This window comes from Bradyrhizobium sp. CCGB12, from assembly GCF_024199845.1.
GTDB lineage: Bacteria > Pseudomonadota > Alphaproteobacteria > Rhizobiales > Xanthobacteraceae > Bradyrhizobium.
In genome coordinates, this window is sequence record NZ_JANADO010000001.1 from 1,096,124 (window position 1) to 1,115,026 (window position 18,903).

24 protein-coding genes are annotated in these 18,903 nt (G+C 62.9%); 14 read left to right on the top strand and 10 right to left on the bottom strand.

Annotated elements, in window-relative coordinates; genetic code table 11:
* Positions 1 to 23 precede the first annotated feature (23 nt).
* A complete protein-coding gene (locus tag NLM27_RS05070) occupies positions 24 to 593 on the top strand; it encodes a DUF3280 domain-containing protein (protein ID WP_254142301.1) in 570 nt (189 codons plus the stop codon).
* Positions 594 to 750: 157 nt separating this feature from the next.
* Here NLM27_RS05070 and fghA read toward each other — a convergent pair whose 3' ends face one another.
* Together fghA and NLM27_RS05080 are read right to left on the bottom strand one after the other, a co-directional pair.
* Positions 751 to 1,596, bottom strand: coding sequence for an S-formylglutathione hydrolase (gene fghA / locus NLM27_RS05075; protein WP_254142302.1), 846 nt, complete (start codon positions 1,594 to 1,596; stop codon positions 751 to 753).
* Between the two features lie 69 nt (positions 1,597 to 1,665).
* Positions 1,666 to 2,286 carry a response regulator transcription factor gene (locus NLM27_RS05080; RefSeq protein ID WP_157326983.1) on the bottom strand — a complete coding sequence of 207 codons (621 nt, stop codon included), beginning with the start codon at positions 2,284 to 2,286 and terminating at the stop codon, positions 1,666 to 1,668.
* A 195-nt stretch (positions 2,287 to 2,481) separates the two neighbouring features.
* Between NLM27_RS05080 and NLM27_RS05085 the strand changes: the two genes are divergently transcribed.
* The 5 genes from NLM27_RS05085 (at position 2,482) to NLM27_RS05105 (ending at position 7,924) form a co-directional block, all read left to right on the top strand.
* Positions 2,482 to 3,837, top strand: coding sequence for a histidine kinase (locus tag NLM27_RS05085; protein ID WP_254142303.1), 1,356 nt, complete (start codon positions 2,482 to 2,484; stop codon positions 3,835 to 3,837).
* A gap of 164 nt (positions 3,838 to 4,001) precedes the next feature.
* Entirely contained in the window at positions 4,002 to 6,473 is a 2,472-nt protein-coding gene (locus NLM27_RS05090; protein WP_254142304.1) for a TonB-dependent receptor, read from the top strand.
* Positions 6,474 to 6,690: 217 nt separating this feature from the next.
* A complete protein-coding gene (locus NLM27_RS05095) occupies positions 6,691 to 6,903 on the top strand; it encodes a hypothetical protein (RefSeq protein WP_254142305.1) in 213 nt (70 codons plus the stop codon).
* A 614-nt stretch (positions 6,904 to 7,517) separates the two neighbouring features.
* The gene (locus NLM27_RS05100) at positions 7,518 to 7,703 is read left to right on the top strand and encodes a hypothetical protein (RefSeq protein ID WP_254142306.1); all 186 of its coding nucleotides are present in this window, start codon (positions 7,518 to 7,520) and stop codon (positions 7,701 to 7,703) included.
* A gap of 62 nt (positions 7,704 to 7,765) precedes the next feature.
* Complete coding sequence (locus NLM27_RS05105) at positions 7,766 to 7,924, top strand: DUF6894 family protein (RefSeq protein WP_254142307.1); 159 nt, start codon at positions 7,766 to 7,768, stop codon at positions 7,922 to 7,924.
* Between the two features lie 40 nt (positions 7,925 to 7,964).
* Here NLM27_RS05105 and NLM27_RS05110 read toward each other — a convergent pair whose 3' ends face one another.
* From NLM27_RS05110 to NLM27_RS05120, 3 genes are all read right to left on the bottom strand, one after another.
* The gene (locus NLM27_RS05110) at positions 7,965 to 8,186 is read right to left on the bottom strand and encodes a hypothetical protein (RefSeq protein ID WP_254142308.1); all 222 of its coding nucleotides are present in this window, start codon (positions 8,184 to 8,186) and stop codon (positions 7,965 to 7,967) included.
* A gap of 50 nt (positions 8,187 to 8,236) precedes the next feature.
* Positions 8,237 to 8,479 carry a transcriptional regulator gene (locus tag NLM27_RS05115; RefSeq protein ID WP_254142309.1) on the bottom strand — a complete coding sequence of 81 codons (243 nt, stop codon included), beginning with the start codon at positions 8,477 to 8,479 and terminating at the stop codon, positions 8,237 to 8,239.
* A gap of 96 nt (positions 8,480 to 8,575) precedes the next feature.
* Positions 8,576 to 8,785 carry a cold-shock protein gene (locus NLM27_RS05120; protein WP_100234873.1) on the bottom strand — a complete coding sequence of 70 codons (210 nt, stop codon included), beginning with the start codon at positions 8,783 to 8,785 and terminating at the stop codon, positions 8,576 to 8,578.
* Positions 8,786 to 9,224: 439 nt separating this feature from the next.
* Between NLM27_RS05120 and rpsU the strand changes: the two genes are divergently transcribed.
* Positions 9,225 to 9,500: a 30S ribosomal protein S21 gene (gene rpsU, locus NLM27_RS05125; RefSeq protein WP_027572522.1), complete on the top strand. Its 276-nt coding sequence runs from the start codon at positions 9,225 to 9,227 to the stop codon at positions 9,498 to 9,500.
* A 32-nt stretch (positions 9,501 to 9,532) separates the two neighbouring features.
* Here the strand turns inward: rpsU and NLM27_RS05130 are convergent, their stop codons facing one another.
* The 3 genes from NLM27_RS05130 to NLM27_RS05140 form a co-directional block, all read right to left on the bottom strand.
* Positions 9,533 to 9,811, bottom strand: coding sequence for a DUF1488 domain-containing protein (locus NLM27_RS05130; RefSeq protein ID WP_254142310.1), 279 nt, complete (start codon positions 9,809 to 9,811; stop codon positions 9,533 to 9,535).
* Positions 9,812 to 9,938: 127 nt separating this feature from the next.
* Entirely contained in the window at positions 9,939 to 10,235 is a 297-nt protein-coding gene (locus NLM27_RS05135) for a hypothetical protein (RefSeq protein WP_254142311.1), read from the bottom strand.
* The gene (locus NLM27_RS05140) at positions 10,228 to 10,485 is read right to left on the bottom strand and encodes a hypothetical protein (protein ID WP_254142312.1); all 258 of its coding nucleotides are present in this window, start codon (positions 10,483 to 10,485) and stop codon (positions 10,228 to 10,230) included. The genes NLM27_RS05135 and NLM27_RS05140 overlap by 8 nt, the downstream gene beginning before the upstream one ends.
* Positions 10,486 to 10,833: 348 nt before the next feature.
* On the opposite strand from NLM27_RS05140, the gene NLM27_RS05145 reads away from it, so the two are divergent.
* From NLM27_RS05145 to NLM27_RS05155, 3 genes are all read left to right on the top strand, one after another.
* A complete protein-coding gene (locus NLM27_RS05145) occupies positions 10,834 to 11,178 on the top strand; it encodes a hypothetical protein (RefSeq protein WP_254142313.1) in 345 nt (114 codons plus the stop codon).
* Between the two features lie 311 nt (positions 11,179 to 11,489).
* Positions 11,490 to 12,482 (top strand): glycosyltransferase, encoded by a 993-nt coding sequence (locus NLM27_RS05150; protein WP_254142314.1) that lies wholly within the window; start codon positions 11,490 to 11,492, stop codon positions 12,480 to 12,482.
* Between the two features lie 359 nt (positions 12,483 to 12,841).
* Positions 12,842 to 13,249, top strand: a complete 408-nt coding sequence (locus NLM27_RS05155) for a hypothetical protein (protein ID WP_254142315.1) — start codon at positions 12,842 to 12,844, stop codon at positions 13,247 to 13,249.
* 59 nt (positions 13,250 to 13,308) lie between these two features.
* Here NLM27_RS05155 and NLM27_RS05160 read toward each other — a convergent pair whose 3' ends face one another.
* Positions 13,309 to 13,884 carry a nuclear transport factor 2 family protein gene (locus NLM27_RS05160; RefSeq protein WP_254142316.1) on the bottom strand — a complete coding sequence of 192 codons (576 nt, stop codon included), beginning with the start codon at positions 13,882 to 13,884 and terminating at the stop codon, positions 13,309 to 13,311.
* A 79-nt stretch (positions 13,885 to 13,963) separates the two neighbouring features.
* Here NLM27_RS05160 and NLM27_RS05165 point away from each other — a divergent pair, with 79 nt between their 5' ends.
* The 4 genes from NLM27_RS05165 to NLM27_RS05180 all read left to right on the top strand — a co-directional run bounded on the left by NLM27_RS05165 (position 13,964) and on the right by NLM27_RS05180 (position 18,674).
* Positions 13,964 to 14,917, top strand: coding sequence for a LysR family transcriptional regulator (locus NLM27_RS05165; protein WP_254142317.1), 954 nt, complete (start codon positions 13,964 to 13,966; stop codon positions 14,915 to 14,917).
* Positions 14,918 to 15,088: 171 nt separating this feature from the next.
* The gene (locus NLM27_RS05170) at positions 15,089 to 16,549 is read left to right on the top strand and encodes a GH1 family beta-glucosidase (RefSeq protein WP_254142318.1); all 1,461 of its coding nucleotides are present in this window, start codon (positions 15,089 to 15,091) and stop codon (positions 16,547 to 16,549) included.
* Positions 16,550 to 16,780: 231 nt separating this feature from the next.
* Positions 16,781 to 18,013 carry an acetyl-CoA C-acetyltransferase gene (locus NLM27_RS05175; protein WP_254142319.1) on the top strand — a complete coding sequence of 411 codons (1,233 nt, stop codon included), beginning with the start codon at positions 16,781 to 16,783 and terminating at the stop codon, positions 18,011 to 18,013.
* Between the two features lie 358 nt (positions 18,014 to 18,371).
* The gene (locus NLM27_RS05180) at positions 18,372 to 18,674 is read left to right on the top strand and encodes an HU family DNA-binding protein (RefSeq protein ID WP_166814805.1); all 303 of its coding nucleotides are present in this window, start codon (positions 18,372 to 18,374) and stop codon (positions 18,672 to 18,674) included.
* Positions 18,675 to 18,745: 71 nt separating this feature from the next.
* On the opposite strand, the gene NLM27_RS05185 is transcribed toward NLM27_RS05180, so the two are convergent.
* Positions 18,746 to 18,901, bottom strand: a complete 156-nt coding sequence (locus NLM27_RS05185) for a hypothetical protein (protein ID WP_254142320.1) — start codon at positions 18,899 to 18,901, stop codon at positions 18,746 to 18,748.
* Between the last annotated feature and the right edge of the window lie 2 nt (positions 18,902 to 18,903).

Below are 18,903 nucleotides of genomic sequence, written 5' to 3' on the forward strand. Positions count from 1 at the left end.
GGAGAATTGTCTCTGTTTCAAGCATGACCAATTTGTCAGGGCATGCAACCCCGCATTTCGTCCTCGCGCGCACGCGGACGGGAATCACGATCGTGCGAGCGCTGATATGTCTCGCCGCTTTGCTGTTGACTGGATCGGTCGCGTTCGCCGATCCGCCGAAACTCGCGGTGTTCGATTTCGAGCTGATCGACACCAGCCTGCCGGGCGAGTTCTACGGCTCCAAGCCGGAGGAGGCGCGGCTGGCGCGCATCAGCGAGCAGCTCCGCAAGGAGCTGACTGATTCAGGCCGGTTCCAGGTGCTCGATATCGCGCCGGTCAGGGATGCCGCCCGTCACGCGAACTTGCAGGCCTGCGGCGGCTGCGACCTCAAGCTCGCCGGGCAGCTCGGTGCCGATTTGGAGATCACCGGCCTCGTGCAGAAGGTCTCGAACCTGATCATCAACCTGAACATCTATTTGCGCGACGTGAAGACCGGCAACATGATCACGGTCGCCAGCGCCGACATGCGCGGCAACACCGATGAAGCCTGGATGCGAACGATGAGCTACCTCATCCGCAACCGCCTGCTCGCGCCGAATTACGGGCGGCCATGAGGGCTTCGCCTCTCCCCGCTTGCGCGGAGAGGCCGGAATTTGCGGGAGCAAATTCCGGGTGAGGGGGAGTCTCCGCGAGTCCGACTGCGACCGACCGCGTCGAGAGTCCCCCTCACCCCGACCCTCTCCCCGCAAGCGGGGCGAGGGAGAAGAAAGCTCACCCCTTCAGTCTCTCTGCATGCCAATGCAGATGATCGCCCATGAAGGTCGAGATGAAATAATAGCTGTGGTCATAGCCCGCCTGCCGCCGCAGCGTCAGCGGGATGCTCGCCTTGGTGCAGGCGGATTCAAGCAACTCCGGCTTGAGCTGCTCCTTCAGGAAGTTGTCGGCCTCGCCGACGTCGACCAGGAAGCCGGAGAATTTCGCGCCGTCCTCGATCAGCGCCACCGTGTCGTGGCTGCGCCAGGCGTCCTTGTTCGGTCCGAGATAGCCGGTCAGCGCCTTGATGCCCCAGGGCACGAGCGAGGGTGCCACGATCGGCGCGAACGCGCTTGCCGCGCGAAAACGGTGCGGATTGCGCAGCGCGACCGTCAGCGCGCCGTGGCCGCCCATGGAATGGCCCATCACCGATTGCCGCTTGGCATCGACCGGGAAGTTCTCCGCGACCAGCTTCGGCAGCTCGTCGGTGACATAGCTCCACATGCGATAGTTGCGCGCAAACGGCTCTTGCGTGGCGTCGACATAGAAGCCGGCTCCCAGGCCGAAATCGTAGGCGTTGTTGGCGTCGCCCGGCACGTCGGGCCCGCGCGGCGAGGTGTCGGGCGCGACGAAGATCAGGCCGAGCTCGGCGCAAGCCTTGCGGAATTCGCCCTTCTCGGTGACGTTGGCATGCGTGCAGGTGAGTCCGGAGAGGTACCAGACCACGGGCAGCTTGGCGCCGTCCGCATGCGGCGGAACATAGACCGAGAACACCATATCGGTTCCGGTCGCATGGCTGGCATGGCGATAGACGCCCTGCACGCCGCCATGGGATTTATTCGTCGAGACAGTCTGGATCGTCATGCCTTAGAGCTCCGTGGCATCTCACCGCACCAACATGCAACGCTTGTGTGACCGAAATTTGTGGCGTCGTCAGGCGACGCCGCTGTCGATCGCCAGCCGCACCAGCTCGACCGAGGTCTTCACCCCGAGCTTCTGGCGCATGATCGAGGAGGTGTTGGCCACCGTCTTGTAGGACGATTGGACCAGCCAGGCGATCTCGGACAGGCTCTTTCCGGCGCTGAGCAGCCGCAGGATCTCCATCTCGCGCGCGTTCAGCTTCGACAGCGGACTTTGCGCCAGCGCAGGTCCGGCAAAGGCGATGCTGCGCGCGATCGCGCTCGGCAGGTAGGTGCCCCCGCCGCCGACGGCGCGGATCGCCTCGACGAGGTCGTCGGGGTCGCCGGTCTTGGAGACGTAGCCCTTGGCGCCGCATTCGATGGCGCGCGCAGCGAAGGCGGGGTCGTCGTTCATGCTGAACATGATGATGCGGGCCTCGGGCGCGCGCTCGAGGATGCGGCGGGCGAGCTCGAAGCCGGAGACGGTCGGCAGGTTGATGTCGATGATGCAGAGGTCGGGGCGTTCGACGATGAAGACGCACTCGCCGTCCTCGGCGTCGGCGGCCTCCAAAATCTCGATCTCGCCCTCGTCGGCCAGCACGGCACGGCAGCCGGAAGCCACGATGGGATGATCGTCGACGATCAGAATGCGCATAGGCGTTCCTCGCGACAGAGCCGGCCTGTTTGGTGCCGAATGAGGCCGACCTGGCAAGACGCGCGCGTCTCGTGCCGCCTCATGCAACCCGGCCGGGATTGCTGTACGCTTCCGATTAGATATCCGCCGCTTCGCCTCTGTCAACGTCATCGGGCAGGCGCGGGCAAAACCTTCGCGGGGGCACGAGCGATACCAATGTGGCAAAATCTATCCTTGCGCGGGCGCATCAACCTTCTGCTGGCGCTGCTGCTGGCACTGGGGCTCGCCGTCAATATCGGCCGCCAGGTCGCGGAGGCGGGGCCGCGCGTGCAGGCCGAGGACCAGAGCGTAATCCGGCTTGCGCGCGAGTTCATCGAGATGATTGTGGCGGACCTGAACGAGGCGCCCGACCCGGATGCAAAGCTGAACCAGATCGCGCGCGATCTCAGCCGCCTGCGGCATGTCAGCATCACGCTGCGTGACGCCGGCGGCCGTTCGCTGACGCCGCCCCGAACCGGTGCCGATGACGGCACGCGGCCGCCGGCCTGGTTCGTCGGCCTGGTTCATCCGGAGCAGACCGCCGTCAGCGTGCCCGTCTCGATCCATGGCAAGCCCGGCTCGCTCGTGATCACTGCGCATCCCGATGACGAGATTGCCGAGATCTGGGACGCCATCGTGACCCAGCTCGAGGTCGGCTCGGTCATCGCGGTCGTGCTGTTCCTGGTGATGATGAATGTGGTCGGCCGGGCGCTGGCGCCACTCCAGTCCCTGTCCGAGACGATGGCCAAGATCGAGGGCGGGCATTATGACGCGCGGGTCACGCCGGGCGGTGCGCCCGAGCTCGCCGCGATCTGCGGCAAGCTCAATCATCTCGCGGCAGTGCTCGGCGAGGCGGTCGAGGACAAGCGGCGTCTTGCCGAGCGCGCGGTGTCGCTCCAGGATGTCGAGCGCAAGGAGATCGCGCGCGAGCTGCATGACGAGTTCGGGCCGTATCTGTTCTCGCTGCGCGCCCACGCCAGCGCGCTGGCGAAGCTGGCAGACGGACGCGCGCCGAGTGCGGAGGCCGTCCGAAAGCACGGCAGCGCCCTGCTGGAGCAGATCAACGCGCTGCAGCAGTTCACCCGCCGCGTGCTGGAGCGGCTGCGGCCTGTCGGTCTTGCCGAGCTTGGCCTGCGCCAGGCGCTGGAATCGCTGTCGCGGCTGTGGCGGGAGTCGCATCCCGAGGTCGCGATCGAGACCTCGATCTCGCCCGCGCTGGGCGCGACCGGCGAGACCGCCGACCTCACCATCTACCGCATCGTCCAAGAGGCGCTCACCAACGTATTCCGCCACGCCGGTGCGACCTCGGTCAACGTCGTCATCGAGCCGGCGGGGCAGCAGGGGCGCGACGGCCGCTTCTGCGCCCGGGTGCGGGTCAGCGACAATGGCCGCGGCATGGAGCCGGGCCAGAAGCTCGGCTTCGGCCTCGTCGGCATGCGTGAGCGGATTCTGGCGCTGGGCGGCACCCTCAATGTCGTCTCCGGCGAGGGCGGCTTGACCGTCGAGGCGCTGGTTCCGACGGCGGCGGCCTGACCGTACCTGAGATCATCGGGAAAAATTCCCGATTTTGTCGGGAAAACGGGTGCGGATATCGCCCGATCTTTTGTGGCTGGCGCATGCATTGCGGCCGAATACACTCGTCTCGACCGAACGGCGAAAATCACAACAGCCGGTGGTTGCGGATGGGGAGGGCGGGGATGGGCAAGGCTTTTCGGTTCAAGCGTCGTTTGTTGATGGCCTCGGTGTCGACGGGGCTGGTGTCGGGCTTGGTCTTTGCGAGCCCGGCGGTAGCCGCGCCGGACGAGGAGACCAACGTCCAGAACCTGCCGCCGGTCGAGGTCGCCGCGCCACCGCCGGCGACCCGGCGCGCGGCGCCATCGCGACCGGTCGCGCGCATAGGCGCGCCGGGATCCGCCGCTCCGAAGACACGCCTTTACGTCTACCCGACCTCGCCGGGCACTGGCAGGGGTCTCGATGTCGACAAGGTCCCTTCGGCGATCAACGCGGTCGATGCCACCCAGATCAAGCGCACCAACTCGCTGAACATCACCGATGCGCTGCGCGACAACATCCCCGGCGTCAGCATCAGTGAAGTCACGGGCAATCCGTTCTTGCCGGATGTCGAATTCCGCGGCTTCGTCGCCTCGCCAGTGGTGGGTACGCCGCAAGGCCTCGCCGTGTACCAGAACGGCGTCCGCATCAACGAGGCCTTCTCGGACGCGGTCAACTGGGACCTGATCCCGACCGCTGCGATCAGGTCGGTGACGCTGGTGACCAACAATCCAGCCTTCGGCCTCAACGCGCTGGGCGGCGCCCTCAACCTGCAAATGAAGGACGGCTTCAACTATCAGGGGGCGGAGATCGATGTCATGGGCGGCTCGTTCGGCCGCATCCAGGGCTCGGCGCAATGGGGCAAGCAGGTCGACAAGAACTACGCCGTCTATGGCGCGCTCGAAGGCCTGCACGACAACGGCTTCCGTAACTTCGCGCAATCCGACGTGCGGCGCTTCTACGGCGATGTCGGCTACAAGGGCGGAGACAGCGAATTCCACGCCAATATGGGCGTCGCCAAGAACGATTTCGGGGCCAGTGCCACCGTTCCTGCCGAACTGCTCGATAAATACTGGGGTGCGACCTACACCACACCGCAGACCACTTCCAACCGCGTCGCCTATCTCAACCTGACCGGCAAGGTCGATGCGACGCCGACCTGGACGTTCGAAGGCAACGCCCATGTGCGCAGGTTCGAGCAGAAGATCGTCGATGGCAATCCGACCGACGTGCAGGAATGCGCCATAGCCGGGCTCTTGTGCTTCGGCGACGATACGACGCCGGCCAATGGCACCAATGGTGCCCAGCTTGCCAATCCGTTCCCGACGGGGACCATCCTGGGCGAAATCGACCGAAGCTTCATACGTTCGACCACGTTCGGCGTGTCGGGCCAGGCGACCAACACCGACCAACTGTTCGGCCATGACAACCGCTTCGTGATGGGCGCAACCTATGACGCCAGCGTCACGCGCTACAACGCCACCGCCGAGATCGGCTCGATGGGAGAGAACTACGTCGTCAACGGCAGCGGCATCTTCCTGGGGCCAAGCGGTTCGGTCGACACCGGCTTCATCGGCCCCGTCTCGCTGCGGACCGTCAATCAATATAACGGCCTCTACGCGACGGATACGTTCAACGTCACGGACGCCTTCGCCATCACGGGCGGCGGCCGCTTCAACGCGGCGCGGATCTCGCTGGAAGATCAGCTCGGGTCCGATCTCAACGGCGATCACACCTTCATGCGTTTCAATCCGATCATCGGCGGCACTTACAAGATCACACCGGAGTTGACTGCCTATGCCGGCTACTCCGAGGCCAACCGCGTGCCGACGCCGCTCGAGCTCGGCTGCTCCGATCCGGCCCGTCCCTGTCTCATCGCGGCGTTTCTCGTCTCCGACCCGCCGCTGAAGCAGGTCGTCTCCAAGACCGTGGAGGCTGGCTTCCGCGGAACCAAGGAGCTGAACATCGGCACGCTCGGATGGAAGCTCGGCGGCTTTCGCGCCACCAATTATGACGACATCCTTGCGATACCCGTCGTCGGACGGACCGGCTTCGGCTATTTCTCCAACGTCGGCCGGACGCGCCGGCAAGGCCTTGAGGCCGAGGTCAACATCAAGTCGCCCACACTTCAGTTCCAGGCGAGCTACGCCTTCGTCGACGCGCGCTTCCTCGATCCGCTGCAACTCGGCTCGGAAAGCCCGTTCGCCGATCCCGCCACCGAGACCATCCAGGTCTTGCCCGGCAACCAGATCCCTGCGATCCCACGTCATCGCGTCAAGGTCGGCATCGACTACGCTGTGACCGATGTCTGGAAAGTCGGCGGCAACGCGCTGTTCGTCTCTAGCCAGTATCTCGTCGGCGACGAGTCCAATCAGTTTTCGAAGCTGCCGTCCTATACGGTCTTCAATCTCCACACCTCCTATCAGGTGACGAAGAACTTCCAGCTCTACGGCCGCGTCGACAACGTCTTGGACAAGCGCTACGTGACCTACGGCCAGTTCTTCGATCGCGAAGCCTTGCCCAACTTCACCAATGGCGGCGCAGAATTCAACGACCCGCGCTCGCTCAGCCCGGCGCGGCCAAGGGCGTTTTATGCGGGGATGCGGATGACGTTCTGAGAATGGTGCGATTGCGCTACGGATATTTCGCCGGGCGCGCCCCTTCTTCCTTGTGGCAGGGAGTGGCACAGGCGGCCTTCGGCCGGCATCCGGGTACAGGCGGAGGAATATCGCCGTTGCATCAGCCGCCAGGAGGAAGTGCCAAGCTCCCCAGCCTGATAACGGAGAGGGGACAAACTAAATCGGACGCGTTCGGATATCAGTGCTAGACACGGTAATGATGAAATTCCTCATTGTCGCGCTGGTCACCATAGGTCCGGCCCTCGCTCAAGTCGGTTCCCCTCAAAAGCCGCCCCTGACCGATCGCGAACAGGTCAAGGCTGACCGCGCGAAAGCGGCCGAGGCCGATAAGAGCGCACCGGCAACGCGACCTTGGGATCGCGACGCGGACGGAAAACGCCCCTGGGATCAAAAGCCCTCGAAGCCCTAACCCGGAGAACAAGCCTCCAATGCCGCCTGTTCATCCCAAGACACAGGCATAGACAGGGCTTTTCGCGTGCTTTTGAGGGCCGATTCCGATGATGCGGCTCTGAGCGTGCGCCAATTCCAAAATGGCCATGGCTATCGGTAGGAACGGTTCGGAAGATCGCCTGTTGGTCTTCTGCCGATGGGCGAGCTGATACGGTGGCGCAAACCGGGTGAGCCCAATGAGAAAACGCTCTACCCTTGCTCCAGCTGTGAGCTTTCGGCCTTCACCGTCAGTGCTGAAGGCGATCAAGGCGTGGATAGCTCATCAGAACGACAGACCTTCCTTGTCCGAGGCGATAAGCCGCCTCGTCGAGCTGGGTCTTGCGTCGTGCGACCGTCGTAGTCGGCAGAAGCTGCGCGCGCGAGATGGCTGGCGACACGATCGATTGCATGGGCAACCCGGCCACGACCGAAGACGTCCGGGGTACTCGCAAGCAGGATCTGCTCAACGGACCCGAGGAGTTCAACCGGTTGCGTATCGATCGGCCCAGCGCAACGACTAGGCCCAAGTCATGACGTCAGCAGCGAGAGGCTGCTGAGGCCAGACACGTCACCCGAGACGAAGGAGGACGAACCATGAAACAGCAATCCAACTCGCGGGCCGCCAAGGAGGCCCACGATCTGTTCAAGCCGATCGCGAAAAAACCACCGAGCGACTACGAGCAAGCGCAGCAGACCTTCCACGCAAATCGGGAACGTCTGAAAGCCGAAAGGTTGGCGAGGGAGGCCGAGCGCCGCGACCGTCCCGACAGGACACCTTAGGTGCCGCATTTCTATTTTGACATCTGGGACGGCGAGGCGCTCGTCGTCGACGAAGACTGGATTTGACCAGTCAACGGGCCGCGGAGATCGAGGCCGCGCTGTCGCTTGCCGACATCGCCAGGCAGCTCGAGCCGCTCGCGAGCAGCGACGGCTTGGCCATCGAAGTTCGGAATGAACGCGGCCCGGTCTTGAGAGCGACATTCGTTCGCGAGCCTGTTTGACCGGCCAACTGAAATCGCCAAAATTGCTCAGTCGGTGTGACTAGAGCATCGAAAGCACGACAATTCCGTCCTCGAGCTCCCCCGAAGCGAGGCGCGCCCGCGCAATGCGCTCGAACTCCGTTCGATGCTTCTGGAGATAGCTGAAGGCCTGCTTCTGTGTGTTGAATGTCGTGGCAAGCCGGCACATCTGCCGATTTGCGCCGGACGCGAGAAAGAAGGTGATGGTTCCGTGGTCTGGCTTGAGTCTAGGCACGACCTGCACTCTTTGGCATGTGATCGGTCCTTTTTGAATTCGGGCAGCGTTGAAGAAGACTACCGCGCCGGTTTCTTGGAGCGCTTCCTGGGCGTCGGCGCCGGCAACGCTATTCGATCAGCTTCATCGGCCGCTTCCTTGGCCTCGCGCGCCTCGCGGAGCCGCGCCATGTTCTTGCGAACCTCGATGGCCTGCCTTTCGACGTCTGCCAATGCTTGCGCTCCCTCTTCAGCGGCCAGGCGCTTGCGATCAGAACGTGCGATGGCTTCGAGTGATGGCTCTGCCGATTTCTTGGCGTTCACAGCTCACCGCCTCCACGACGGACAAAACCCGCTCAATCCGAAGATCGAGCGGGCAGGGGGACCGTTTCAGTACATCCGTGAAACGGTGCCACGATATCAAGCCAGCGAGAGGTTCTCGGCGCTGACTTTGCCTCGCATCTTGTCGGTCTTGATCTCGAAATTGACCTTTTGGCCCTCTGCGAGACCCGCCAGACCAGCACGTTCGACAGCGCTGATGTGAACGAACACATCGTTGCCGCCGTCGCTCGGCTGAATGAAACCGAAGCCCTTTTGGCCGTTGAACCACTTCACAGTACCTGTCGTCATCTTCTTCTCCAAAGCGCGCGAGCGCATACCGCGCAACAATCACGCGGTCGTCTTCAACTTCGTCGATGTCTCTGGAAAAGGAGCCCGCGGGCGCATTCAACAAGGCACAGCGGCTAATCGAACGAGCTCAATATACATCACTTTCACGATTTTGCAAGGAGAGAGGCCAATTTGCTTCTGCGCGGCAGTTCTCGTGTTCCGATCGAGGCGCTTCGCGCGCCCTCTGTCGGCCTGAAGCAAGACGTTATCGATTGACAGCGCTGCACGAGAGTGGTCACGTTGATACCACCAAGCTGCATCGCCGTGACAAAGCAGATCGGCTCGTCCGCAGCTGCGGCGAATGTCGCCGCCACTGTCTTCAAAAATCGCAATGAAGCTCCTGCGCAATTGGCTGCCAGCAGGACGTGTCGCATTCGCAGCCCCCAGCGAGGTGGATCAATTGCACGTACTTGTCAGAGACAACAATGTTGAGCAGGCACTCCGTGTGCTCAAGAAGAAGATGCAGCGCGAGGGCGTCTTCCGGGAAATGAAGCAGCGGCGTTCCTACGAAAAGCCGTCCGAGAGAAAGACCCGCGAGAAATCCGAGGCTATTCGCCGGGCTCGCAAGCTCGCCCGGAAGCAGGCGATCCGGGAAGGACTGCTGCCTGCGCCGCCGAAAAAGAAACCGTTTGAGCGCAAGCCTCCGTTGCCGGAGATCAAGGCACGGGCGGAATAGAGAGCGCCGTCATTGAGGTGCATGCCGTCGAGCTATTGTCTGAAATCGATGCCTCGCAGCACGATGCCCGGCGGCGTGCCCTCGAACTCTGTCGCGCGATACTTGCTGGCCGCTCGAGCTTCGATGCGATCCCGCAGGCGGGTGAACTGGGCTTCCCGCTGCTCGGGCCTGACTTGTGGTCCGCGCTCGAGATAGTCCATCGCGGACGTAGAGATCGCGCAAGAAATCTCCCTGGCACCGTCATGCATTGAGAACCGGACGATCATCCGGTCGTATTCGTGGCTGATAAAGCGGCCGCTGGTCAAGGTCATGGCTTGCTCCGTTGCGTGGTTGCGATCCGGCACGATCGCGCCTCCAATCATCGCCGCGAGGGGCCGCCCGCTTTCCGGTCGCGCCGAGCATGGCACGTGTCGAGAATGCAGGCGGCCGTCGTTCGCCTCAGCCCTCCCCCGACAGCCGGGCGAAATCGTCGAACAGTGCTGCCACCAGAGCGCGATGGCGCGTATCCTCGCCGGGCAGGGTCGCAGCATAGAGGTTGAGCAGATAGCGTGCCTTCACTGCCGCCTCCGGCCAGGACGCGGCGGGCACCGTCATCATGCGGTTTTCGAGATTGGCTTCGCGCTCGCGCAACTCGCGGAGATTGGCCTCGACGTCAGCCAAGGCGCGGCGCAGGTCGGTGGCCTTCTGCGCGGCCATGCCGCGATGCTTGTCGAGATCGACCGGGTGGTCAGTCATTGGTGGCGCTCGCGTCCGCGGCTTGCGCGTTCGCAAGATCGACCGAGCCGATCGACAGCACGCCGCACGCACCTTCGGCGGGCACGGTGATCATCGTGGCAACGCGGCGATAGGCCGAGAAGGTCAGGCCCTCGATCGTCTCCTCGTCTGTAACGACCTCGTAGGCGCCGGCCGGCAACAGGCGCTCGATGCGGCGGATGCGGAACGGACGCTTGAAGTGGACGGTTTCTCGCCGCGAGCGGATGGTCATGCACGCCTTTCGCAAGTGAAGCCCCAACCGATGCTGGCTGTCGCGACCATGCGCCCTTCGCGCCGCAATAGCCAGTACTATCGGGCCCGGCCGGCAAACGAAGATGTCACAGCGGAGCCATCGCCCGCGCGGCATTTAACGCTCGCTATTGGCTCGGCACAGGCTTAGGCTCGCTGCCATCACCGCACATCTCAACGGCTTCGACCGGTGGCTGAGGGTCACGTGTGCTCCCGCCGAAGGCCTCGCAGGAGCATTCGATGTCGCGTGTTCGCATCTCGGAATGGATCGTGCCGCCGGTGATCGTTCCATTGTTTCTACTGCTTCTCGTGTGCGGAGCCGCCATCCTCAATGGCTAGGGCAACCCGGGTGCCGTATCTGGTCAGTGGGACCAACGAATACGGGAGCTCGAATCTCGGCCGCGGCAGTGCGACAGTCGCGCTGCGGCTCGCACGGAAGCTGCTGCGCGAAGGCTACATGGACGTGAGGGTCTGCACCCCGCGTGGACGGATTCTGCAGTCGAACGAACTCGACGAACTCAAACCACCAAAGGAGAGCGACATGGCGAAGGGCCAGCAACGTGGCAATCGCGAAGCCAAGAAGCCGAAGAAGGAAAAGGCCAAGGTGATCGCAGCGGCGCCGAGCCGGAAGGAAGCCGCTTGGCAGCCGGATTTCGGGTCGGTGAAAAAGAAGTAGCGAGGAGCAGAAGCCAAGCGGGGGAGAGCCAGCGTTCGAAACGCGGACGACACGTACGCGGCTTGGTACAACACGCCGCGCGAGGTGGTCGCTTCGGGCCGACGATCTTTTCCTTGTGGCGCGCAACGTGCTTCGAGGCGTTCTCAATGGTGCTTGGGACATCGGTCAAGACGACTTCCTTGGTCAATGGGACTGGTCATTTTCAAGACGACAACACCCCAAGCGGTTCTCACCCAAATATCACCGGCTCACGGGCTCTGACGTGCTAGGGTGGGCTCAGCGCTGTTTGCGGTGGTCTGTGGAGACAAGAGATGAGCTCCGTAGACATTGTAGTTCCCTGCTTCCGGTACGGGCACTTCCTGCGAGGGTGTGTCGAAAGCGTTTTGACGCAATCCGGCCCCGAATTGCGCGTGCTTATCATCGATGATGCCTCGCCGGACAATACAGCGGAAGTTGCGCGGGAGTTGGTGCGGTCCGATCCCCGCGTCGATTGCCGCAGGCACGCCTCGAATCAGGGTCTCATCGCTACCGCCAATGAAGGCATCGCCTGGGCGAGTGCCGACTATATGCTTCTGCTCTCTGCCGACGATTACCTCCTGCCCGGTGCCCTCAAGAGATCGGCCGATCTGATGGACGATCATCCTTCTGTCGCCTTCACCTACGGAGGCGGAGTTGTCCTTGATCGACTGGGGAAGTTTTCGCGCCAAAGAATAGGTGTGGGGTTCCGAACCCACGTTTTGTCCGGACTCGAGTTCATTGCGCTCAACGGCGCAAAAAACATCGTGCTGTCGCCAACAGTAGTGGTCCGCGCGAGCCTGCAGAAAGAACTGGGCGGCTATTTGGCTGACTTACCCTACGCCTCCGACATGGAAATGTGGTTGCGGCTCGCTGCAAATGGCGACGTCGGCGTCATTGCCGCTGATCAGGCCGTGTATCGATGGCACGCGGCCAACATGTCGGCTGGGATTTCGCGGGAGCAGGACCTGCTCCAGCGCAAGGCGGCGATTGAGCATTTCCTGAATGGTAGCGGCACTGGGCTGACCAACGTTGATGATCTTCGTGCCCGGTTGAACCACAAGTTGGCACTCGAGGCGATCGGCTGCGCTAGCGTTGCCTTCAACGAAGGAGCAATGGAAAGCTCGGCACGCCTTTCCAAACTTGCGGTGAGCTTTGATCCGAGCGTTCAAAGAACGCGTCGTTGGTGGTTTCTCACCGGCAAGAAGGTTCTTGGGTTGCGAGGATGGCTGCTGGTGCGGCCTGCAATCGAATGGTCAAGATCCATCTTGCGGAACGAGCACCGCTGAAAGCCGACAATCCGCGCGCGAAGCTTGGTGCGGCGTTGCCTTTAACCGGTCGGAAACCATAGCAAATGATCCGAAAATTCTAACGAAACTGCCCGGCTGTTGCTGCGTCGATTTGTCGGAGGGCCCGTCCGATGACAGAGCACCAGTTGAGAGAGCAGGAATTCCAGATCGCGCGTTACAGGCATTTGGAGCGGGAAGTGACAGATCCGCTTGCCGCGTGTCTGCTTCACAGCATCATCGAGGAGCTCGAAGCCGAGCTGCGGAGGAATAGTCCGGATTGGCACGGGCCCCGTGATTAACAGTTTCTTAGCGCTGATCATGCGGATTATCTGCGAGGGAAGCTAGGGGAGACTGCTCCCATGCTGAAGGACGGCACCTACGCGGCCTGGTACAACACGCCGCTCGACCAGGGTACCGGCATCGTCCATGTCGCAGACGGACAAATCTGGGGCTGCGACAGCCTGATGACGTATCACGGCTCCTGCAAGATCGATGGAGATCGCTTCACCGCGACCGTGTCGACGAAGCGTCATACCGACGGACGCGCGACTGTGTTCGGCGTCGATGATGAGCTCACGCTGGACATCGAGGGAAACTGCCCCGGCAAGATCGCGACTTACACCGCGACGGCAGTACAGGTGCCGGGCATGATCCTCCATGGTACGCTCATTCTGACCGAGCAGCAGCAGCCGGCGCGCGAACGAGCCGAGCAGGTTCCAGTGTTCGATCCCGACAAGCTGCCCAAGTTGCCGAAGCGCTCGCGCTGAGCGCGCCGCGGATGACGTTCTGAGGCAACTGGCCGGCTGCTCCGGCGGGGCGAGGGGCGTTATTTTCCTTCCAGCCAGCCCCGGGCGAGTATCGCCGCTTGTTGCAAGGTAATGCTTCGGACCAGTGGATCGGCGTGACGGTGCACGAGCTGCCAATCCGTGTCGTCCTTGCGGTAGACTTCAGTAACGCGCAGCGACCAGTCTTGAGCCGCCAATCCACCCACCTCGGCCCGCTGGCGCTCGACCATGACGAGAACGACGAGCGCGTTGGATGCATAGGTTTGCAAAACCTCAAGCTCGGTTTCGCCTTCCCTGAAGTATCGCGATAGGTCAGCCAAGCGCTTTGGGCTAGCGTCGAAGCCGCGACTTGCGGGCCCGCCGAAGGGCTGCATCAGCGTGAAATCCGGCGCAATGCGGACGAGCTGGAACCAGCGAGCCATGTCACCACGCATGAAGGCGGCATTTTTCTCGCGAGCGCGTTCAATGAGGCTGGCAATCTCGTCGTTGCCAGCCGCCGCATCGGCCGAAACCTGGACGGACAGTGAAATTGCAGCCGTCGCGGCCATCATCGAGCGCCGCGACATCTTGTCCTGCGTGCCTGGCCACTTGTTCACTCCGGGCGGTCTCTTGGTCATTTCACAGCTCCTGATCGAACGACGAGCCCAATCCATGAGACCTTGATCTTGATGAATCCAGCGATATGATTTCAGCAACATGCTGAACCAAATTGATCTATCCAGGATCGATCTGAATCTCCTGGTGCTCTTCCGTGTGGTTCTGGAAGAACGTCACGTCGCGCGCGCGGCCGCTCGGCTGAGCCTGACGCCGTCGGCTGTCAGCCATGCGCTTGGCCGGCTTCGTCTTCTGCTGAACGACCCGCTGTTTCTGCGGACACCGAAGGGCGTCGTTCCAACGGAGCGGGCCTTGGCGCTGGGAGAACCGGTGGCCGAGATCATCGCGCGCGTGGAACAGTTGATCGGCTCGGCTGCACCATTCGATCCCAAGAAAAGCAGCCGTCGGTTCACGATTGGCGCCCCCGACGCCGTACTGGTCTCGACAACCGTTCAACTCTTGCGATCGATCGCGTCCTCGGCACCGCACATTGACATCGGGCTGATACACCTGATGCCTGCGCCGCCCGGTGGCGCGATCGGAGAGCCCTGGCAGCAAAGCCTCGACATGCTCGAAAGACGCGAGCTCGACGTCGCAATGCTGCCGCTGCCGACGGTGTCAGCGCGATTCGAGGCGCGCAGGCTCTACGACGAGGACTTCGTGCTGGCCATGCGCAAGGGACATCCCTTGGCAAAAGCGCCGACCCGCGCCGTGTTCTCGCAATCACAACACCTGCTGGTGTCGCTCAGCGGTGAGGCGCGCGGTTTCGTCGATGAGATGTTGGCCAAGCGCGGCCTCGAGCGCCGCATCGCCTTGACTGTCCCGAATTTCATGATGGCGCTTGTCCAGCTTTCAGGGTCTGAACTGATCGCAGCATTGCCGCGCCGATTGGTGGAGCACCAAGCAGGTCGTTTCGGGTTGGTGTTTGTCGAGCTGCCCTTCGCACGCAAGCCGGATACGATCCAAGTCATCGCTACCAAGGCGGCGATGAGAGACGCCGGCATCGCGTGGTTGATGCAGATTGTGGTCGGTTCAGTCGGAGCAGGTCGGCCCTAACACGCACTCTCTGAACCCGAAAAGAGTTCATCCTGCGCAGGAAGAGGGGCGGCATTGCGCCTGCCACGCCGTTCAGGTTTGCCGGAGCTGGGTCCTCCCGCACCCGCTTCTCAAACCTGTTGGAACTGTTCATTGTGCCATCCCGAAACAAAGAGAAGTGGAGCAGCATCAATGTCGGACAAGGTCTCGCGTCGCCAGTTTGCCAAGCTGGCGGGATTGTCCGCAGCCGGAATTGCGAGTCCCCTTGAGGCCGTCGAGGTCAAGCCGGCACCGCCGCGCGGCGGAAGCGGCTTTCCGGCGGGCTTCGTCTGGGGCACCGCGACCTCGTCCTATCAGGTCGAGGGTGCCGTCACCGAGGACGGGCGAGGGGCCTCGATCTGGGACAAGTTCGTGCGCATCCTCGGCAAGATCGAGGATGGCACCACAGGCGACCGCGCCAATGAGCATTATCACCGCTACAGGGAGGACATCGCGCTCATCAGGGAGCTCGGTTGCAAGGCCTACCGCTTCTCGGTGGCCTGGCCGCGGGTGTTTCCGGATGGCGACGGCAAGCCCAATCCGAAAGGGCTCGACTTCTACAACCGCCTGGTCGACGAACTCCTCAAGAACGGCATCGCGCCGTGGCTGACGCTCTATCATTGGGATCTGCCGCAATCGCTCCAGGACCGATTTGGCGGCTGGCGCTCGACCGAGACCTGCAAGATCTTCGGTGACTACGCGGCCTATGTCGCCGAGCACCTGACCGATCGGGTCAAGAACGTGTTCACTCTGAATGAGAGCGGCCGCTTCGTCTATTTCGGTTACGGCATCGGCATCGACGCCCCGGGCGTCACACTGCCGCAGGCCGAGGTCAACCAGATCAGGCACAACAGCGCGCTCGCGCACGGGCTTGCCGTGCAGGCGGTGCGCGCCCATGGCCGCCACGGCACCAGGGTGGGCCCGGCCGAGAACATCGATGCCTGCGCGCCCGCGATCGACACGCCGGAGAACGTCCGCGCCGCGGAGATCGCGCTGCGCGAGATGAATGCCGGCTATCTCAACGTCATCATGACGGGTCAGTACACCGACGCCTTCCTGAAATTCGCCGGGCCCAATGCGCCGAAATACACCGATGCGGAGCTGAAGATCATCTCCTCGCCGGTCGATTTCCTCGGCCTCAACATCTACGCGCCGCAGAATTACGTGGTGGCCTCCGACCAGGGCGCGGGCTTCATGCCGCTGCCGATTCCGAAATCGTTCCCGCACATGAATTCGGACTGGCTGCGCGTCGGCCCCGAAACGATCTACTGGGTGCCGAAGCTTGCGGCAAAGATCTGGAAGACCGACGCGATCTATATCAGCGAGAACGGCACCTCCGGCGACGACGTCGTCACGCCCGACGGCAAGATCTACGACACCGACCGCATCATGTATCTGCGCAACTATCTCGCCCAGCTCCAGCGCGCCACCGCCGAAGGCGTGCCGGTGCGCGGCTATTTCCTCTGGAGCCTGATGGACAATTTCGAATGGATCTACGGGCTGAGCAAGCGCTTCGGGCTCTACCACGTCAATTTCGACACCCAGGTCCGCACGCCCAAGCTCAGCGCCAGCTTCTACCGCAACGTGATCGCGAACAACGCGGCGGGGGTGTGATGTCTTCGCCTCTCCCCGCCTGCGGGGAGAGGCCGGATTTTACGCGCAGCGGAAAATCCGGGTGAGGGGGAGTCTCCGCGAGCCCGTCTGTCACCGTTCTTGCCGAGGCAGCCCCTCACCCCAACCCTCTCCCCGTAAGAACGGGGAGAGGGAGTGCAGCACCGCGCATTGACTCCCCTCTCTCCCTGATTCACAACGCCCTCAACACCCATGAACAAGAGGATAACGCTCATGGCTGACGCGCTGATCATCGATGCTTGCCGGACCCCGCGCGGCGTCGGCAAGGCCGGTAAGGGAGCACTCTCGGGCATTCATCCGCAGCAGCTCGGTGCAACCGTGCTGCGCGCGCTCGCCGACCGCACCGGCATCAATACCGCCGACGTCGACGACATCGTCTGGGGCTGCAGCGCGCAGGTGGCAACGCAAGGCGGCGATCTCGGGCGCATGTCGGCGCTCGATGCCGGTTACGACGTGCGCGCCAGCGCGGTGACGCTCGACCGCTTCTGCGGCTCGGGCATCACCAGCCTCAACATGGCCGCAAGCTCGATCATGGCAGGCGCCGAAGACCTCGTCATTGCCGGCGGCTGCGAGATGATGTCGATGGAGGGACGCCGCGGCGGCGGTCCGATGATGATGGACAGCGGAAACCTGCGTCTGCGCGCCAGGCATCCGCAGTCGCATCAGGGCGTCTGTGCGGACGCGATCGCGACGCTGGAAGGCATCACGCGTCAGGACGTCGACGCGCTCGGTCTGGAGAGCCAGAAGCGCGCGGCGCATGCGATGGCGAACGGTCACTTCAAGAAGAGCCTTGTCCCCGTCCACCGCGAGGACGGCAGCCTCGCGCTCGACCATGAAGAATATCCGCGCCCGCAGACCACGATCGAAGGTCTCAGCAGCCTGAAGCCGGCGTTCCCCGCCATCGCCGACTATGCGCTCGACGACAAGGGGACGACCTATCGCGGCCTGATCCTGCAGAAGTACCCGGACCTGAAGATCGACTTCGTACACCACGCCGGCAATTCATCCGGCGTCGTCGATGGTGCCGCCGCGATCCTGCTGGCCTCGCCGGCCTACGCCAGGGCGCATGGCCTCAAGCCGCGCGCCCGCGTGGTGGCGATGGCGAACATGGGGGACTCGCCGACCCTGATGCTGAACGCGCCGGTGCCGGCGACGCGCAAGGTGCTGGCGAAGGCGGCCTTGAGTATCGACGACATCGACCTGTTCGAGATCAACGAAGCCTTTGCGGTGGTTGCGGAGAAATACATCCGCGACCTCAGGCTCGACCGCGCCAAGGTCAACGTCAATGGCGGCTCGATCGCGCTCGGCCATCCCATCGGTGCGACCGGCTCGATCCTGATCGGCACCGTGCTCGACGAGCTCGAACGGCGCGACCTCAAGCGCGGTCTCGTCACCATGTGCGCGGCCGGCGGCATGGCGCCGGCAATCATCATCGAGCGTATCTAGCGCGACCGAAGCTCGTCGCGCCCCGCGTAAGAACAGGGTGAGAGAGCAGCGGAGACGCCGCAACACGGCGATCTAACCCTTATTTTTCAGGGTGAATCGCACTCCTCCTCCGGCAAAGAGGCCGGTGGTCGCTTGTCGAAAGCATCGAATCAGCTTTAGCAAGGTGGCTTGCGGGCCTTTGAAACAAGGCAAAAACCGCTGCCTGAGGCTCCTTCCGCTCCGGAAGTAGCTAAAAAGCAGGGTTTTTTGCCTCAGAGGGCCAAAAAAGCCCGTAAAACCGCGACAAAACTGTGCAGAAGGCTATAGGCCTTCGCCGGTTGGTCTAATATGCAACCGGCAACGAATCAGAGGAGACACGATGCCGACCCAACTTTCCAAATCGCAGTTGATCGAAAAGATTGCGACCGCCACCGAGCTTTCCAAGCGCGACGTCAAGAACGTCATGGAGACGCTGACGGACGTCGGCCACAAGGAGCTCAAGAAGAACGGCCTGTTCCTGGTGCCGGGCTTCGCCAAGTTCGTGGTCATCAAGAAGCCCGCCACCAAGGCGCGCAAGGGCACCAACCCGTTCACGGGTGAAGAGATGATGTTCAAGGCCAAGCCGGCCCGGAAGATCGTCCGCGCTCGCCCGGTCAAGGCGGCCAAGGACGCCGTGGGCTAACAACGCAAAGGCCCCCTCGGTCGGAGGGGGCCTTTTGTTTGGAGTTGCCGCGAGGGCCTGAGACGGAGGGCTCAACCCTTGCGGCGCTTCACCCGGACCGGGACCGGCTGAAGCCGCGGCCCGGGTCCTGCGAGCGCATCGCGCATCCGGTCGATGGCGCGATCGAGCAGCTGGCGCAGCCGCTGCGTTTTCCGTGATCGCTTCGCTCTTTCCAGCAGTTTCTTCATCG

Excerpts from the sequence above, each read along its gene's own strand:
- NLM27_RS05070 (WP_254142301.1), top strand. The coding sequence starts at position 24 with ATGACCAATTTGTCAGGGCATGCAACCCCGCATTTCGTCCTCGCGCGC.
- fghA (WP_254142302.1), bottom strand. The coding sequence starts at position 1,596 with ATGACGATCCAGACTGTCTCGACGAATAAATCCCATGGCGGCGTGCAG.
- NLM27_RS05080 (WP_157326983.1), bottom strand. The coding sequence starts at position 2,286 with ATGCGCATTCTGATCGTCGACGATCATCCCATCGTGGCTTCCGGCTGC.
- NLM27_RS05085 (WP_254142303.1), top strand. The coding sequence starts at position 2,482 with ATGTGGCAAAATCTATCCTTGCGCGGGCGCATCAACCTTCTGCTGGCG.
- NLM27_RS05090 (WP_254142304.1), top strand. The coding sequence starts at position 4,002 with ATGGGCAAGGCTTTTCGGTTCAAGCGTCGTTTGTTGATGGCCTCGGTG.
- NLM27_RS05095 (WP_254142305.1), top strand. The coding sequence starts at position 6,691 with ATGATGAAATTCCTCATTGTCGCGCTGGTCACCATAGGTCCGGCCCTC.
- NLM27_RS05100 (WP_254142306.1), top strand. The coding sequence starts at position 7,518 with ATGAAACAGCAATCCAACTCGCGGGCCGCCAAGGAGGCCCACGATCTG.
- NLM27_RS05120 (WP_100234873.1), bottom strand. The coding sequence starts at position 8,785 with ATGACGACAGGTACTGTGAAGTGGTTCAACGGCCAAAAGGGCTTCGGT.
- NLM27_RS05130 (WP_254142310.1), bottom strand. The coding sequence starts at position 9,811 with ATGACCTTGACCAGCGGCCGCTTTATCAGCCACGAATACGACCGGATG.
- NLM27_RS05135 (WP_254142311.1), bottom strand. The coding sequence starts at position 10,235 with ATGACTGACCACCCGGTCGATCTCGACAAGCATCGCGGCATGGCCGCG.
- NLM27_RS05140 (WP_254142312.1), bottom strand. The coding sequence starts at position 10,485 with ATGACCATCCGCTCGCGGCGAGAAACCGTCCACTTCAAGCGTCCGTTC.
- NLM27_RS05145 (WP_254142313.1), top strand. The coding sequence starts at position 10,834 with ATGGCTAGGGCAACCCGGGTGCCGTATCTGGTCAGTGGGACCAACGAA.
- NLM27_RS05150 (WP_254142314.1), top strand. The coding sequence starts at position 11,490 with ATGAGCTCCGTAGACATTGTAGTTCCCTGCTTCCGGTACGGGCACTTC.
- NLM27_RS05155 (WP_254142315.1), top strand. The coding sequence starts at position 12,842 with ATGCTGAAGGACGGCACCTACGCGGCCTGGTACAACACGCCGCTCGAC.
- NLM27_RS05160 (WP_254142316.1), bottom strand. The coding sequence starts at position 13,884 with ATGACCAAGAGACCGCCCGGAGTGAACAAGTGGCCAGGCACGCAGGAC.
- NLM27_RS05165 (WP_254142317.1), top strand. The coding sequence starts at position 13,964 with ATGCTGAACCAAATTGATCTATCCAGGATCGATCTGAATCTCCTGGTG.
- NLM27_RS05170 (WP_254142318.1), top strand. The coding sequence starts at position 15,089 with ATGTCGGACAAGGTCTCGCGTCGCCAGTTTGCCAAGCTGGCGGGATTG.
- NLM27_RS05175 (WP_254142319.1), top strand. The coding sequence starts at position 16,781 with ATGGCTGACGCGCTGATCATCGATGCTTGCCGGACCCCGCGCGGCGTC.
- NLM27_RS05180 (WP_166814805.1), top strand. The coding sequence starts at position 18,372 with ATGCCGACCCAACTTTCCAAATCGCAGTTGATCGAAAAGATTGCGACC.
- NLM27_RS05185 (WP_254142320.1), bottom strand. The coding sequence starts at position 18,901 with ATGAAGAAACTGCTGGAAAGAGCGAAGCGATCACGGAAAACGCAGCGG.